General features: G+C 40.0%; 9 protein-coding genes. 4 read left to right on the top strand and 5 right to left on the bottom strand.

What is annotated here, in order from left to right; all coding sequences use genetic code 11:
- Positions 1-10: 10 nt before the first annotated feature.
- From LBQ60_08405 to LBQ60_08390, 4 genes are all read left to right on the top strand, one after another.
- Positions 11-694: a DUF4294 domain-containing protein gene (locus tag LBQ60_08405; GenBank protein MDR2037930.1), complete on the top strand. Its 684-nt coding sequence runs from the start codon at positions 11-13 to the stop codon at positions 692-694.
- 158 nt (positions 695-852) lie between these two features.
- The gene (locus LBQ60_08400) at positions 853-2,295 is read left to right on the top strand and encodes a Gfo/Idh/MocA family oxidoreductase (protein ID MDR2037929.1); all 1,443 of its coding nucleotides are present in this window, start codon (positions 853-855) and stop codon (positions 2,293-2,295) included.
- Between the two features lie 215 nt (positions 2,296-2,510).
- Positions 2,511-3,476 (top strand): M23 family metallopeptidase, encoded by a 966-nt coding sequence (locus tag LBQ60_08395; protein ID MDR2037928.1) that lies wholly within the window; start codon positions 2,511-2,513, stop codon positions 3,474-3,476.
- Positions 3,477-3,537: 61 nt separating this feature from the next.
- Positions 3,538-4,410: an NAD kinase gene (locus LBQ60_08390; GenBank protein ID MDR2037927.1), complete on the top strand. Its 873-nt coding sequence runs from the start codon at positions 3,538-3,540 to the stop codon at positions 4,408-4,410.
- A gap of 85 nt (positions 4,411-4,495) precedes the next feature.
- Here LBQ60_08390 and infB read toward each other — a convergent pair whose 3' ends face one another.
- The 5 genes from infB to rpoB all read right to left on the bottom strand — a co-directional run bounded on the left by infB (position 4,496) and on the right by rpoB (position 17,668).
- Complete coding sequence (gene infB / locus LBQ60_08385; GenBank protein ID MDR2037926.1) at positions 4,496-7,450, bottom strand: translation initiation factor IF-2; 2,955 nt, start codon at positions 7,448-7,450, stop codon at positions 4,496-4,498.
- Between the two features lie 118 nt (positions 7,451-7,568).
- Positions 7,569-8,807, bottom strand: a complete 1,239-nt coding sequence (nusA, locus tag LBQ60_08380) for a transcription termination factor NusA (GenBank protein MDR2037925.1) — start codon at positions 8,805-8,807, stop codon at positions 7,569-7,571.
- Between the two features lie 12 nt (positions 8,808-8,819).
- Positions 8,820-9,284, bottom strand: a complete 465-nt coding sequence (gene rimP / locus LBQ60_08375) for a ribosome assembly cofactor RimP (protein ID MDR2037924.1) — start codon at positions 9,282-9,284, stop codon at positions 8,820-8,822.
- 184 nt (positions 9,285-9,468) lie between these two features.
- The gene (gene rpoC / locus LBQ60_08370) at positions 9,469-13,764 is read right to left on the bottom strand and encodes a DNA-directed RNA polymerase subunit beta' (protein ID MDR2037923.1); all 4,296 of its coding nucleotides are present in this window, start codon (positions 13,762-13,764) and stop codon (positions 9,469-9,471) included.
- A 94-nt stretch (positions 13,765-13,858) separates the two neighbouring features.
- Positions 13,859-17,668, bottom strand: a complete 3,810-nt coding sequence (rpoB, locus tag LBQ60_08365) for a DNA-directed RNA polymerase subunit beta (protein ID MDR2037922.1) — start codon at positions 17,666-17,668, stop codon at positions 13,859-13,861.
- Between the last annotated feature and the right edge of the window lie 63 nt (positions 17,669-17,731).

Here is a 17,731-nt window from a genome sequence, read left to right as displayed (position 1 = left end):
ATCAAATATCATGACTTTTATTATTTTTCCGTATCCGGAATTAGATGTTAATTTTGGAACGATAATTGAAGTTTGCTTGTTGAAGATATTGAATTTATTCATGCGTTATTGGCTGATTTTTATACTTCTTTTACTGGTATTTCTTCCATCTTTTTCCCAAATCAGAATGGAAGAAAAGGGGGTTGTCCTTGGATTTGATATCGTTAATGGGGATACCATTTTTCATACTATGCTGGATGAGCAAGTCGTCCGTGCTCCACGTATTTTTAAAAGTAAAGCCGAAGAACGTAAATTCTGGAGACTGGTACATAACGTAAAAAAAACATATCCTTATGCAAGATTAGCCGGAGAAAAACTCCATCAACTCAATGAGCATTACCTGACCCTCAACAGTGAAAAGGAGAAAAAAAAATACAGTAAACAGGTGGAAAAAGAGTTAATGGCAGAATTTGAAGGTGAATTGAGAAAACTGACCATTACACAGGGACGCATCCTATTGCGTCTGGTAGACAGGGAAACCGGAAACACCACCTACGAAATATTAAAAGATTTCCGGGGATCGCTTTCTGCATTTTTCTGGCAGACCGTTGCAAAAATTTTCGGATCAAACCTGAAAGCACGCTACGATCCTTCTGAAGGAGAAGATAAAACCATCGAACAGATCATTATACAGATAGAAGAAGGATCTATATAGGCTTGTTTTAACATATTTTATCATTCATACACGATTACTGTAACATCTTATTCGCTATATTTGCAATCATTGGGCTTTATATCCTATCACTACATATAGTGGCATGTTTTTTATTAGAAGATAATCTAAAATAACCAAATATAAATATCAGTAAACCAATGAAACAAAGTGATGAATCCCGCCGTTCGTTTTTAAAAAAAGCAGCGGTATTTTCGGCAGCAGCATCTGCTGTCCCCACCATCCTGACTGCCAATACATCATCCGGGAAACCGGCTGAAATCAAACAGGCTAACCCTAATGAACGTGTTAATCTCGCTTGTTGTGGTATCGGTAATCGAGGAGGAGAAATTATCCGTGAATTTGAAAAAACGGGTTTGGCCAATGTAGTTGCATTATGTGATGTTGACATGGGTGCACCACACACGGAAAGGGTGATGAAACAATTTCCCAATGCCCGTAGATTTCAGGATTTTAGGGAAATGTTCGATAAGATGGGAAATGAAATAGACGCTGTTTCTATTGGTTTGCCGGATCATTCTCATTTTCCTGCAACCATGATGGCCATGGGATTGGGTAAACATGTATATGTAGAAAAACCTTTAGCCCGTTCTTTCCATGAAAATGAACTTTTGATCAAAGCAGCCAAAAAATATAAAAAGGTAGTTACCCAAATGGGTAACCAAGGTCACTCCGAAGGCAATTATTTTCAATTCAAAGCATGGGTAGACGCAGGGATTATCAAGGATGTCTATGCTATTACCGCACACATGAATTCCGCCCGTCGCTGGCATGGTTGGGATCCGAAGATTAAGAATTTCCCGCCTGCAGAGCCCATTCCATCTACTCTTGATTGGGACAAATGGTTGGCTGCGGCACAATTCCATGAATACAACCATGATTTTGTAAACGGCCAATGGCGTTGCTGGTTCGATTTTGGATTAGGTGCATTAGGCGACTGGGGGGCGCATATCATTGACACAGCTCATCAGTTCCTTGATCTTGGATTACCCTATGAAGTAGATCCTATCAAACTGGACGGACATAATGATTTCTTCTATCCGATGTCATCCACCATCTCTTTCAAATTTCCTAAAAGGAAAAAAATGCCTCCGGTTGAAATTACCTGGTACGATGGTGTAGATAATCTTCCTCCTATCCCTGCAGGATATGGTGTATCCGGATTGGATCCCAATATTCCGCCGCCAAGTACAGGAGAGATCAAGGCAAAATTGAATCCCGGAAAGATCATTTATAGCAAAGACCTTACCTTTAAGGGTGGATCCCATGGTAGTATTTTATCTATTATTCCGGAAGAAAAAGCGAAGGAAATGGCATCCAGTCTTCCCGAAGTTCCGAAAAGTCCATCGAATCATTACAAAAACTTTTTGCTGGCATGTAAGGGAGAGGAAAAAACACGTTCTCCATTTGAAATTTCAGCTCCTTTGAGCCAGGTATTTTCATTAGGGGTAATCACCCAAAAACTCAATCAAAAAATTGAATTTAACCGTAAAAAGAAAATTATCACCAACAATAAAGTTGCCAATGAATTACTTGTAGGTCCTCCCCCTCGCAAAGGATGGGAACAATATTACAAAGTATAAGGAATACAGCGCTTTATATCATAAGAAAGCCGTTTATAATGCTCATTATAAACGGCTTTCTTCTTTCAAAATTTGAAACCTCAAATCATCCCTACTCTTAAAAAATATAAAAAAACGCATAAAAACGTAACTTTTAGTGGTACCATGCGTAAAATATTACAAATTTTAATTAATTTCGGGCACAATTTAGTGCAGTTCTTGAGATAAGTTGTTTTATGGCAAAAATCAGATATAGGTATAATCCGGAATCATTAAGTTATGATAAAGTTAAAACCAGTGTTAAAAGCACGGTAATAAAAGCATTAACATTTATTGGTATCTCGCTGGTTATAGTTGCCACCTACATTGTCGGGCTTTCATCTTTCCTATCTACACCTAAGGAAAAAGCATTGTCTCATGAATTGAACCGGGTTACTTTCAATTATAAAATCCTGCAACAACGGGTAGACCAAATAGATTTGACACTTAGTGATATGCAGCAACGGGACGATAATATTTACCGTACTGTTTTTGAACTTGATCCTATTCCCCAGTCAATACGTCAGGCTGGTATTGGTGGTGTTAATCGTTACGAGGCTCTTGAAGGATATATAAATTCGGGGCTGATGATCGACATGAGTACAAAAGTTGATAAGATCACCAGGCAGATGTATGTGCAGTCGAAATCATATGATGAATTAATTGAAAGGATAAAAAACAGGGAATTAATACTGGCTACAAAGCCTGCAATTCAGCCAATCGACAATAAAGACCTTAAAAGAACAGCTTCTGGATATGGTTGGAGGACACATCCTATATATAAAGATCGAAGATTCCACCATGGAATGGATTTTACAGCTCCTACAGGAACTGATATTTATGCTACAGGAGATGGAAGAGTAACTGCTGTAGGCTACAATGGAGGGCTTGGAAATAGGGTGATCGTCGACCATGGATTCGGTTATGAAACTGTATACGCCCATATGAGCAAATTCTCCGTAAAAGTAGGGGATGTTGTCAAAAGAGGCCAGGTAATCGGTTATGTTGGAAATACCGGAGATTCTACCGGCCCACACCTGCATTATGAAGTACACAAAAGTGGCCGATCGGTAAATCCCGTTAATTACTATTATGAAGATCTTTCTCCTGAGGAATATGCTTTAATTCTTGATCTGGCCAATTCAGGAGAAATGTACGATTAACCCGCATTTTTTTTCTTACTGAACTACTTATTGTATATTTGCAGGGAAATCCCTGATTCGTATGATTATTGCCGTATACAGTAAAATATTCAATGACAGAAGTGCTGAAATTATCCGCAGCCTATTGAAATTGTTGGATAAACTTGGTGTGGACATGATGATTTTCCGTCCTATGTATGAGTTTCTATTATCTCAGCCTCAAAAAATCAATTCCGGATTAAGAACATTTACTTCTCACGATGACCTGAATAATGATGTCCGTTTTTTAATTACTGTTGGGGGAGACGGAACATTCCTTCAATCTGTAAATATCATCCGTAACAGCGGAATTCCTATTGTAGGTATTAATATTGGAAGGTTAGGGTTTTTAGCGACCATTGCCGAACCTGAACTTGAAGATTCCATCAAGAAATTATTGGCAGGAGCATTACCTATTGAAGAACGTACTTTACTCAGGATGGATACCGAAAAGAATAAATTCAATGACTTTCCTTATGCATTAAATGATGTGGTTATCCAAAAGAAAAATACCGGTCTGATTACTGTTCATACATGGTATAATGACGATTTTCTGAACTCTTACTGGGCAGATGGATTAATTATTGCCACTCCTACAGGTTCCTCTGCCTATTCGATGAGTGTTGGAGGACCCATTGTCGCTCCGGAATCCGAAAATTTCATTATATCACCTATCGCACCACACAACCTGACGGTCAGACCGCTTATAATTCCGGATAATGCTGTTTTACGCCTTAAAACATCTTGCCGTAGCGATCATTTTATCGTATCTCTCGATTCCCGATCCTTTGAATACCCCTGTAATACTGAAATTACACTACAACGGGCTAACTTTAAAGTAAAAGTAATTAAATCTTCTTCTTTTTATGCTACCTTACGTAACAAATTAATGTGGGGTGAAGACAAAAGGAACTGATCCGGTTTTGAACATTTTCCCTGAATAGGGAAAATATTGCATTTTTTCTATTAACAGACCTAACCCGGAAAGTCAAATCCTGCTATTAAAGCTTTTTCTTCACTTCAACTTCCTGATAACCTTCAATAATGTCTTTTACCTGAATGTCATTAAAATTGGTAATATCTAATCCACATTCATATCCGGTAGTTACTTCCCTGACATCTTCTTTGAAACGTTTTAAGGATCCCAGTTCACCGGTATGGATAACGATACCATCCCTAATCACCCGTATCTTAGTGGTTCGTGTAATTTTTCCTTCACGGACGATACACCCGGCAACCGTTCCCACTTTAGTAATTTTAAATACTTCAAGTACCTCGAGTGTGGCTACAATTTCTTCCTTGATTTCAGGAGAAAGCATTCCTTCCATTGCGGCTTTGATTTCTTCAATAGCATCATAGATAATAGAATATATCCGGACATCTATTTGTTCCTGTTCGGCTAATCGACGTGCTCCCTGAGACGGACGTACCTGAAACCCGACAATGATTGCATTAGATGCCACTGCCAAAGTAACATCCGATTCTGAAATCTGTCCTACCGCTTTATGTATAATGTTTACCTGAATTTCAGGAGTTGACAATTTTATCAGTGAATCCGAAAGCGCTTCTATGGATCCATCCACATCGCCTTTTACGATAATATTCAGTTCCTGGAAATTTCCAATTGCGATCCGGCGTCCAATTTCATCAAGAGTAATATGTTTTTTGGTACGCATCCCCTGTTCACGCTGTAATTGGCTACGTTTAGAAGCAATATCACGGGCTTCACGGAAATCATCCAATACATTGAATAAATCACCTGCCTGTGGAGCTCCATCCAAACCAAGTATCAATGCCGGAGTAGATGGACCTGCCTCTTCTATTCTCTGGTTCCGCTCATTGTACATGGCCTTTACGTGCCCCGTATAACTACCGGCCAATACAATATCGCCTGTACGTAATGTTCCATTTTGCACTAATACTGTTGAGATATATCCGCGTCCTTTATCCAGAGAAGATTCAACCACCGAACCAGTAGCTTTCTTGCTTGGATTGGCTTTTAATTCGAGCAATTCAGCTTCCAAGAGAACTTTTTCCAACAATAGGTCTATGTTTATCCCAGCTTTTGCAGAAATATCCTGGGACTGATATTTTCCACCCCAATCTTCTACCAAATAATTCATTTGGGCTAATTCTTCCTTAACTCTATCAGGATTAGCATCTGGTTTATCTATCTTGTTAATAGCAAATACAATAGGCACACCTGCAGCAGAAGCATGGTTGATCGCTTCAACAGTCTGTTGTTTGACACCATCATCCGCAGCAACTACAATAATAGCTACGTCGGTTATTTTAGCTCCACGTGCACGCATTGCAGTAAATGCCTCATGACCAGGCGTATCCAAAAATGTAATATGGCGGCCGTCTTCAAGACCCACACTATAGGCTCCGATATGTTGCGTGATCCCACCAGCTTCGCCTGCAATCACATTTGCGTTACGAACATAATCCAATAACTTGGTTTTCCCGTGATCGACATGCCCCATAACTGTGACAATCGGCGGACGTGGAACCATATCTTCTTCTTTATCTTCCTCTTCAACAAGGATGTCTTGGGAATCAGCACTAATGAACTCAACCTTATAATTGAATTCATCCGCAACCAATACCATCGTTTCTGCATCCAACCGCTGATTGATGGAAACAAACAGTCCCATTGCCATACAAGTAGAAATAACCTGTGTAACAGGCACATTCATCAAAGATGCTAATTCATTTACAGAAACAAATTCTGTTACCTTCAAAACATTTTTCTGAAGTTGCATTTGTTCCACTTCCTCCTGCATCTTTAGATTTAATGCATCACGCTTATCACGACGATACTTGGAACTTTTTGATTTAGCTCCTTTCGATGTCAAACGGGAAAGGGTTTCTTTTATTTGTCTCTGGACATCCTCTTCATTTACTTCCGTACGGAGGGCTTTTTTCTTCTTAACTTTCCCAACTGGAGAATCCGGCTTCCTGATATTCTTATCATTAAGAACTATTTTTTCCTTATCCTTACGGATACGTTTTCTTTTTTTCTTTGATTCATCATCAGCATTGGACTTTTTCTCAAGCGGCAAGTCTATTTTTCCAACAACAGTCGGGCCGGATAACTTAATATCAGGACGGGCAATATGCTCGACTTGTTGTTCTGTTCTATTTTCTGTTGCCTGTTCTTCCTTACCTGTACTTTGAACAACATTTTCCTCGTCAGATCTAGAAGACAATGTCGCTTTATGCTGCTGAGTACGGGCTTTCCGTTCTCTCTCCAATTCTTGTTTTGATTTCTTCTGAGGTCTGGTTCGCTGATTAATCGAAGAAAGGTCGATTTTTCCAACTACTTTAATCTCTGAGTCAATCGAGGTTTCTTGTTCAACCAAACGTTCCACCTCATTGTGGTCCTCAGGTATCACTTCTTCCGGTAAATCTTTCTTTTCAGAGGATTCCTTGACTTCGGAAGCGACATCTTCCTTAAGATCTTCCACAGGCGGAGTGTTTTCCTTTTTTATATCTGCAGGTTCTTCCGGCTTCAAGGCTGTTTTTTGAGGCTTTTCTTCAGGTTTTCCTGATAAATTATCCACATCTATTTTTCCGACAACTTTAATTTCTACTTCCTTAGCCGGAGTACTGAATAAAGGTGTCTTTTTACCCAGTGTATTATCTTTTATTAAAACCTGAGGTTCAATTTCTTCTTCTTCCACCATATTTCTTGATGGTTGTTGATCAACAAGCTCAACTGTTTCTTTCTTTTCTCTGAAGTTACGCAAATTGACCATTTCCGATTCTTTCTTCGCCGAGACATCGGAACTAAACTCCTTCGAAAGGAGCATATACAAGTCGTGTGCTATCTTAGTATTAGGATTCGCATCAACATCATGTCCTTTCTTTTTTAAGAAATCCACAATTGTAGATATCCCTACATTAAATTCGCTGGCTACTTTACTTAATCTGGTTGCTTTCACTTCTGACATAATATCGACCTACTTTTCTATTTATCTTATGAAGTGCTGACTGTATTTTACGAAATATCCATTGCTCCGTAATTTAAAGGTCACACATAAATTTTTATTCTTTTCGGCTTTGATCTTTTTATTCAAATTCAGCCTTTAATATGCGCGTTACTTCACGAATTGTCTCTTCTTCAAGATCTGTTCGCTTAACCAAATCTTCTATCGTCAATTCCAACACGCTTTTGGCGGTATCACAACCGATACTTTTCAATTCCTGAATAATCCATCCTTCTATCTCATCCCCGAATTCGTCTAAATCAACATCCTCTTCTTCAACCTCTTCAGCTTCCCTGTACACATCGATTTCATAACCGGTGAGCTGGCTGGCCAGTTTGATATTCGATCCGCCTTTTCCTATAGCCAGCGACACTTCACTTGCTTTGAGGAAAACTTCTACATGTTTGTCTGCTTCGTTCACCTTGATGGATATCACCTTTGCAGGGCTCAATGCACGGGTAATATATAACTGGATATTGGTAGTATAATTTATAACATCAATATTTTCATTACGCAACTCCCTCACGATCCCATGAATACGTGATCCTTTCATCCCTACACAAGCTCCTACCGGATCGATACGGTCATCATACGATTCTACGGCCACTTTTGCCTTTTCACCCGGAATACGAACAACTTTCTTTATGGTGATCAAACCGTCAAATATTTCAGGTACTTCCAGTTCAAACAAGCGTTCCAGAAAAACCGGAGATGTTCTTGATAATATGATCAAAGGATTATTATTTTTCATCTCCACACGCAACACCACAGCCCGTAAAGTATCACCCTTACGGTAATGATCCGATGGGATCTGTTCGTTCTTAGGCAAAATCAATTCATTTCCATCATCATCAATGATCAGTATTTCACGTTTCCAAACCTGATACACTTCGCCGGTAATGATCTCTCCTATACGGTCTTTATATTTGGCATATACATTTCCTTTTTCAAGTTCCATGATACGCGCCGATAGATTTTGCCTTAAAGCAAGTATCGAACGACGACCGAAATCTTCCATTTTCACCTCATCGGTTACTTCCTCCCCTACTTCATAATCATCATCGATCTTTTTTGCTTCGGATAACGGAATCTGGAGATTAGGATCAGTAAAATCCGCATCAGCGACTACTTCTCTGTTCCTCCATATTTCAAAGTCACCTTTGTCAATATTGATGATCACATCGAAATTTTCATCCGTTTCATATTTTTTTGCCAGGGTACTGCGAAATACATCTTCAAGCACGCTCATCATGGTAGCGCGGTCTATATTTTTTAACTCCTTGAATTCCGAAAAAGTATCCAATAATCTTAGATTTTCCATTATCTGAATTGACTAAAAAGTGATCGTAACCTTGGTTGCTTTAATATCGTTATATTTTAACGGAACGGATTGTTTCACGATTTTCGGTCGCTTCTTCCCTTCCTCTCTGATTTTTGCCTCTACCTCCAACATTATCCCTTCATCATCTACATATTGCAACAGTCCCTTGATCTTTTGCCCTTCTTTCATGACTACATCCACCATTCTCCCGCAATTTTTTTGGTATTGACCTATTACTTTAAATGGCTCTGTTAATCCCGGAGAAGATACTTCCAGTTCATAATCTTCTATTTCCCGATCAAGACTGGCTTCGATGGCACGACTGATGCTGACACATTCATCGATGGTAATCCCTTCTGGTTTATCCACTTCTACAAATATCCGGTTAGTATCATCTACCCTGATATCCACTAAGAAAATGGTCTGCCCCTCAATGAACGATTGTACAATGCTTTTTACAATATCCTTCGAAATCATGCTTTTGGCATATAAAGAAGGGGGATTGCGTCCCCCACTTCGTTTTTAAAAACCAGTGCAAATGTAATATATTTTCACGTAAATACAAAATATATATCAATTACATAGGTAATACCAGCAAAAGGCCCGGTATATTTTAATACATACCGGGCCTTTATTTTCTTATATGTGTCTTTTTACATCCTTATTCATCTTCCATGCTATAAGCTTTGGCAGAATGTAATTTGTCATAATCTTCCATAGAACCGACGACTATTTTCGAATAATCCCGGACTCCTGTTCCGGCTGGAATCAAATGTCCTACCAGCACATTTTCTTTCAAACCATCTAAGTTATCTACCTTTCCATAAATGGCAGCCTCATTGAGCACCTTGGTCGTCTCCTGGAAAGACGCTGCTGAAAAGAAACTTTGTGTCTGAAGTGCTGCACGGGTAATACCCTGTAGTATCTGGAACGATGTTGCCGGAATCACATCACGGGCTTCAATGACTTTTGCATCACGACGTTTCAACACCGAATTCTCATCACGAAGTTTACGAACCGCGATAATTTGTCCGGGGCGTAAAGAAGAGTCTCCAGCATCAACAACTACTTTTTTACCATAGATATAGTCGTTTTCATTCATGAATTCCCATTTATCAACAATTTGTCCTTCAAGGAAACGTGTATCACCGGGATCAACAATTTGTACCTTGCGCATCATCTGACGGACAATTACTTCAAAGTGCTTATCATTGATCTTCACACCCTGCATACGGTATACTTCCTGAATTTCATTGACAATGTATTCCTGTACTTTCGTGGGTCCTTTGATTGCCAGAATATCCGAAGGTGTAATGGCTCCATCCGAAAGAGGAGAACCTGCCTTCACATAATCGTTTTCCTGAACCAGGATCTGTTTACTCAGCGGCACCATATATTTTTTGACTTCTCCGGATTTGGAGGTCACTAAAATCTCACGATTACCACGTTTTACCTTACCGAATGAGATTTCACCATCAATTTCCGAAACAACAGCAGGATTCGATGGATTACGTGCTTCAAACAATTCGGTTACACGCGGCAAACCACCACCACCGGTAATGTCACCGGATGATTTGGCAACAGCACGGGGAATCTTTACCAAAATATCACCGGCAGCCACTTTTTCCTTATCTTTTACCTGGATATGTGCTCCTACTGGTAGGTTATAAGAGGAAATTACAGATTTATCATCACCAACAATACGTATGGCCGGATTTTTCTGTTTATCTCTTGACTCTATAACTACTTTTTCGCTAAATCCAGTCTGATCGTCCGTCTCCTCACGATAGGTCACACCATCTGTAAGGTTTTCAAAAGATATTTTACCGGATACTTCAGAGATAATTACTGCACTGAAAGGATCCCAGCGACAGATCAATTTACCTTTTTCCACCTCTTCGCCATTCTTGATGAAAAGCAATGAACCATAAGGAATGTTTTGAGTGGTCAGCGTGATCCCTGTATTTTTATCAATAATACGCAATTCAGCTGCCCGGCCAATTACAACGGATTCAGGATTACCTTCGGAGTTGGTGCGCTCAATAGTACGCAATTCATCAATCTCGGCAATACCATCATATCTGGCTATAATAGAATTGGATTCACTACTTACCCCGGCTACGGCACCCCCTACGTGGAATGTACGGAGTGTCAACTGTGTTCCCGGTTCCCCGATAGACTGAGCTGCAATAACTCCTACCGCTTCTCCCATCTGAACCATACGGCCGGTTGCCAAGCTACGACCATAGCATTTTGCACACACTCCTTTCTTCGACTCACAGGTCAACATCGAACGAATCTCTACCTGCTCGATCGGAGAATCTTCAATAACCTGTGCGATCTCTTCTGTAATCTCATCACCGGAAGCAATGATCAATTCACCTGTAAGCGGGTGGAAAATATCATGAACCGTTGTACGACCCAAAATCTTTTCATATAATGACTGTACCACTTCTTCGTTATTTTTATTGGCTGTAGCCAATAATCCGCGAAGTGTTCCGCAATCGGATTCCGTAATGATCACGTCCTGTGATACGTCTACCAAACGACGGGTTAGATAACCTGCATCGGCTGTTTTTAAAGCCGTATCGGCCAAACCTTTACGTGCACCGTGGGTGGAAATAAAATATTCCAAAACCGATAATCCTTCTTTAAAATTCGCAAGGATCGGGTTTTCAATAATTTCAGGACCAGCTGAACCGGATTTCTTAGGTTTAGCCATCAAACCACGCATTCCTGAAAGCTGACGTATCTGTTCTTTCGAACCACGGGCTCCGGAATCAAGCATCATATATACCGCATTGAACCCCTGATTATCATTGGTCAACTGATTCATCACGATATTGGTCAGTTTGGCATTGGTATGTGTCCAGATATCGACAATCTGATTATAACGTTCGTTGTTGGTGATGAATCCCATATTATAGTTATTCATTACTTCTTCTACTTGTTCATAACCTTCGTTCACCAGACTGGTTTTTTCTTCGGGAACAATCACATCGGCAAGATTAAACGACAATCCTCCCTGGAAAGCCATTCTATAACCGAGATTTTTGATATCATCAAGGAACTTTGCTGTACGAGCTGTTCCTGTCATTTTCAAGACATTGCCGATAATATCGCGCAATGATTTTTTTGTCAACACTTCATTGAGATAACCAACTTCTTCAGGTACTACTTCGTTGAAAATAATACGTCCGACAGTTGTATCTATAATTTTGGTGACCGGCTGACCATTCTCTACGGTTCGTGTACGAACTTTTACTTTAGCATGAAGATCAGCACGCTTTTCATTATAAGCGATGTTCACTTCTTCGGGTGAATAAAAGACCAGTCCTTCCCCTTTAACAATCCTATCTGGTGTGCTCTTACGCTCTTTAGTCATATAATATAACCCTAATACCATGTCTTGCGACGGTACTGTAATCGGCGCACCATTAGCAGGATTCAAAATATTATGGGAAGCAAGCATCAACAACTGGGCTTCCAGAATGGCTGCATTACCAAGAGGCACATGAACCGCCATCTGGTCACCGTCAAAGTCGGCGTTGAAAGCTGTACAAACTAACGGGTGCAACTGAATTGCCTTTCCTTCGATCAATTTTGGCTGGAAAGCTTGTATCCCTAACCGGTGCAAAGTCGGAGCGCGGTTCAGTAATACAGGATGTCCTTTCAAAACATTTTCAAGAATATCCCAAACCACAGGATCCTTACGGTCAACTATTTTCTTGGCCGACTTCACTGTTTTAACAATACCTCTTTCTATCAATTTCCTGATGATAAAAGGCTTGTATAGTTCTGCCGCCATATCTTTCGGAAGGCCACATTCATGTAATTGTAATTCAGGACCTACTACGATTACCGAACGTGCAGAATAATCCACACGTTTACCGAGCAGGTTCTGACGGAAACGGCCTTGTTTACCTTTTAAGCTGTCACTTAATGATTTCAACGGACGGTTAGCATCTGTTTTAACAGCATTGGCCTTACGTGAATTATCGAACAGAGAGTCAACGGCCTCCTGTAACATACGTTTTTCATTACGTAAAATTACTTCGGGAGCTTTGATCTCCATCAATCTTTTTAAGCGATTATTACGGATAATGACACGACGATACAAATCATTCAGGTCGGAAGTGGCAAAACGTCCGCCATCTAAAGGTACCAATGGTCTTAATTCAGGTGGGATAACCGGAATTACCTTCAGGATCATCCATTCCGGCTTATTGACTTCTACTGATTCACGAAAAGCTTCTACTACCTGTAAACGTTTCAGGGCATCTGCTTTACGTTGCTGAGATGTCTCAATACTGGCTTTATGGCGTAATTCATAAGATAACTCATCCAACTTTAACCGGCCTAATATCTTACAAAGGGCCTCAGCCCCCATGTCTGCAATAAACTTGTTAGGATCGTCATCTTCCAGCATCTGATTTTCTTTCGGCAGAGATTCCATGATATCCAGATACTCTTCTTCCGTAAGGAAATCCATCGCTTTCACACCATCAATCGCTTTTATTCCAGGTTGGATCACCACATAACGTTCGTAATAAATAATGGCATCCAGCTTTTTGGAAGGCAATCCGAGCAAATACCCTATTTTATTGGGCAATGAACGGAAATACCATATATGTGCTACGGGAACAGTCAATTGGATATGCCCTGTCCTTTCACGGCGCACTTTCTTTTCGGTTACTTCAACACCACAGCGGTCACACACAATTCCTTTATAGCGAATACGTTTGTATTTACCGCAATGGCATTCGTAATCTTTGATAGGTCCAAAAATCCGTTCACAGAATAAACCATCACGCTCCGGCTTATAAGTACGGTAATTTATGGTTTCCGGTTTCAGCACCTCACCACTTGAACGTTCAAGGATTTCTTCCGGAGAAGCTAACCCGATTGTTATCTTTTTAAAAGTGCTTTTTGCTTTATTATCTTTTCTAAATGACATCGTAAGATGATTTTTAATAACCAATTATGAACGATAAATTACGAGTGATGAAACGTAAATTAAAACTACTATCCATCATCATAATTCATAATTATTATACAAGATTGATACTTAATCCTAATCCTCTCATTTCATGCAACAATACATTGAATGATTCCGGAACTCCAGGAGTAGGCATAGGCTCGCCTTTAACAATGGCTTCATATGTTTTGGCACGCCCTACCACATCGTCAGATTTGACTGTAATGATTTCCTGTAGGATATTAGCAGCACCGAATGCTTCAAGTGCCCAGACCTCCATTTCTCCAAAACGCTGACCTCCGAATTGCGCCTTACCTCCCAACGGTTGCTGGGTAATAAGAGAATACGGACCAATAGAACGGGCATGCATCTTGTCATCTACCATATGTCCTAATTTCAACATATAGATGATACCTACAGTTGCAGGCTGGTCGAAACGTTCTCCCGTTCCCCCGTCATAGAGGTAACTACGTCCATAACGCGGAAGACCGGCTTTGTCTGTCCAATCATTGATATTTTCCAATTCAGCACCATCAAAAATTGGAGTGGCAAATTTTACACCTAATTTCTCACCAGCCCAACCCAACACAGTTTCGTATATCTGTCCAAGGTTCATACGCGAAGGTACCCCCAACGGATTAAGTACGATATCAACCGGTGTGCCGTCTGCAAGGAAAGGCATATCTTCCGCACGGGCAATCTTGGAAACAATACCTTTATTTCCGTGGCGGCCTGCCATTTTATCTCCTACTTTTACTTTACGTTTCTTCGCAATGTATACCTTAGCTAATTGGATAATACCAGCAGGCAGTTCATCGCCAATGGTCACATTATATTTTTTACGTTTATATACAGCCTCTATTTCCTTATACTTGGCCATATAATTATGAAGTATATCCTTGATAGAATCGTTTTTAGCCTTATCAGAAGTCCATTTACCCGGATTTACATTGGTATAATCAATGTCCATCAGTTGTTTGGCAGAAAACTTGGATCCCTTAGGGACAATTTCCACATTATAGTAATCTTTCACACCCTGTGAAGTCTTACCATTCAGCATCACCATTAATTTCTCTACCAGACGGCCTTTCAATTCATCCGCCAGTTTATTGAACTCATCTTCAATTTTTTGAAGAATAGCTTTTTCGTTGGTCTTGGCTTTTTTATCTTTCACACTACGTGAAAAGAGTTTTTTATCCACTACCACACCATACAATGACGGGGGTGCTTTTAATGAAGCATCTTTCACATCACCGGCTTTGTCCCCGAAAATAGCCCTCAATAATTTTTCTTCAGGCGATGGGTCTGATTCTCCTTTAGGTGTAATCTTACCTATAAGGATATCTCCCGGTTCAACATGTGCACCGATCATGATCAATCCGTTTTCATCCAGATTCCTGGTGGCTTCTTCACTCACATTCGGAATATCCGAAGTCAATTCTTCCAGCCCACGTTTCGTATCGCGCACTTCCAATAAATATTCATCAATATGAAGTGATGTGAACACATCATTGCTCACCACTCTTTCACTGATGACAATTGCATCTTCAAAGTTGTATCCTTTCCATGGCATGAATGCCACCTTCAGGTTTTTACCTAAAGCCAGTTCTCCATTATCGGTAGAATAACCTTCGGTCAGGATTTGTCCTTTTACTACACGATCGCCTTTTTTAACGATCGGTCGCATATTAATACATGTACTTTGATTTGTTTTGGTAAATTTAGGTAAATCATAAACTTTCAAATCATTATCAAAGCTCATGAATTTTTCCTCCTCTGTCAAATCATAACGGATAGCTATCTTACGTGCATCCACCGATTCAACTATACCGTCTTTTTCTGCAAGCACGAGCAAACGGGAATCCTTTGCTACGGTATGTTCAATACCAGTACCTACAACCGGAGCCTGAGGTTTCAATAATGGTACCGCCTGACGCATCATGTTTGATCCCATCAAGGCACGGTTCGCATCGTCATGTTCGAGGAACGGGATTAAGGATGCAGCAATTGATGCGATCTGGTTCGGAGCCACATCCATCATGTTCACTTCCGAAGGTTCTACCACCGGATAGTCTGCATCTAACCTTGATTTTGCACGGACTTCCATAAAATGACCTTTTGCGTCGACTTTCACATCGGCCTGTGCTATTATCTTTCCTTCTTCTTCTTCTGCACTTAAGTATACGACACCATCTTCGTTTAATGACACTACAGATTCTTCAACTTTACGATATGGTGTTTCAATAAAACCGAGATTATTGATCTTTGCAAATACACAAAGTGAAGAGATCAAACCGATATTGGGTCCTTCAGGTGTTTCAATGGGACATAACCGTCCGTAATGTGTGAAGTGAACGTCACGAACCTCAAAACCTGCACGTTCACGGGTCAAACCTCCTGGGCCCAATGCAGATAAACGACGTTTATGGGTCATTTCCGCCAACGGATTGGTCTGATCCATAAACTGTGACAACTGATTGGTCCCAAAGAACGAATTGATGACCGAAGATAAAGTTTTTGAATTGATCAGGTCAATCGGAGTAAACACCTCGTTATCGCGAACATTCATACGCTCACGGATAGTACGGGCCATACGTGCCAAACCGACACTGAACTGCCCTGCCAACTGCTCTCCTACCGTACGTACACGACGATTACTCAAATGGTCAATATCATCTACATCGGCTTTAGAGTTAATCAGCTGAATCAGATATTTTATAATCTCAATAATATCTTCACGGGTCAATACTTTTGTATCTGCTGGTGTATTGAGATTTAATTTTTTATTGATCCGGTAACGTCCGACATCTCCGAGGTCATAACGCTTATCCGAGAAAAAGAGTTTATCAATTACATCACGGGCAGTAGCTTCATCAGGTGGTTCTGAACTACGCAACTGCCTGTAAATATGCAAAACGGCTTCTTTTTCAGAGTTACATGCATCTTTCTGCAATGTATTATATATAATGGCGAAATCGGTGATATTCTGACCTTCTTTATGCAAAAGAATGGTTTCAGCACCCGAATTTACAATCATATCTACATGATCAGGCTCAAGAATGGTTTCCCGGTCAATAATTACTTCATTACGTTCAATGGAAACCACTTCACCGGTATCCTCATCCACAAAATCCTCTACCCATGTTTTTAATACACGGGCAGCTAATTTCCGTCCTACAGCCTTCTTAACAGATGTTTTGGAAACTTTCAGTTCATCAGCCAAATCAAATATGGCGAGAATATCTTTATCATTTTCGTAACCTATCGCACGTAAAAGAGTGGTTACGGGCAACTTTTTCTTACGGTCGATATAGGCATACATGACACTATTAATGTCAGTAGCAAACTCGATCCATGAACCTTTAAAAGGTATGATACGTGCTGAATATAACTTAGTCCCGTTAGCATGTAGGCTTTGTCCAAAAAAGACTCCGGGAGAACGGTGCAATTGTGATACGACTACACGTTCTGCTCCATTGATCACAAATGATCCTTTAGGAGTCATATACGGAACCGTACCCAAATATACATCCTGTATTACCGTATCAAAATCCTCATGTTCAGGATCGGTACAATATAATTTTAGTTTTGCTTTGAGCGGAACGCTATAAGTCAATCCCCGCTCAATACACTCATCAATAGTATAACGCGGAGGATCTACAAAATAGTCGATGAATTCCAGCACAAAGTTGTTTCTTGTGTCGGTAATCGGAAAATTTTCCTGAAAAACTTTATATAATCCTTCATTTTTTCGATTTTCCGGAGTAGTATCGATTTGGAAAAAATCGTAAAATGCTTTTAATTGGATTTCCAAAAAATCCGGATATTCAAAGGGATTTTGTATGGAAGAAAAATTGATTCTTTCTGTTTTATGAACTGACATTTGTGGAAAGATTAAAGTGAACTGTACTTATAACAACAAAAGGCTTAGGAACTCATCTCCTTT

It is taken from the genome of Bacteroidales bacterium (assembly GCA_031275285.1).
In the GTDB taxonomy this organism is placed as follows: Bacteria; Bacteroidota; Bacteroidia; order Bacteroidales; family UBA4181; genus JAIRLS01.
The sequence above is the reverse complement of the archived record's forward strand: the minus strand, read 5'-3'. Positions and strand labels throughout refer to the sequence as shown.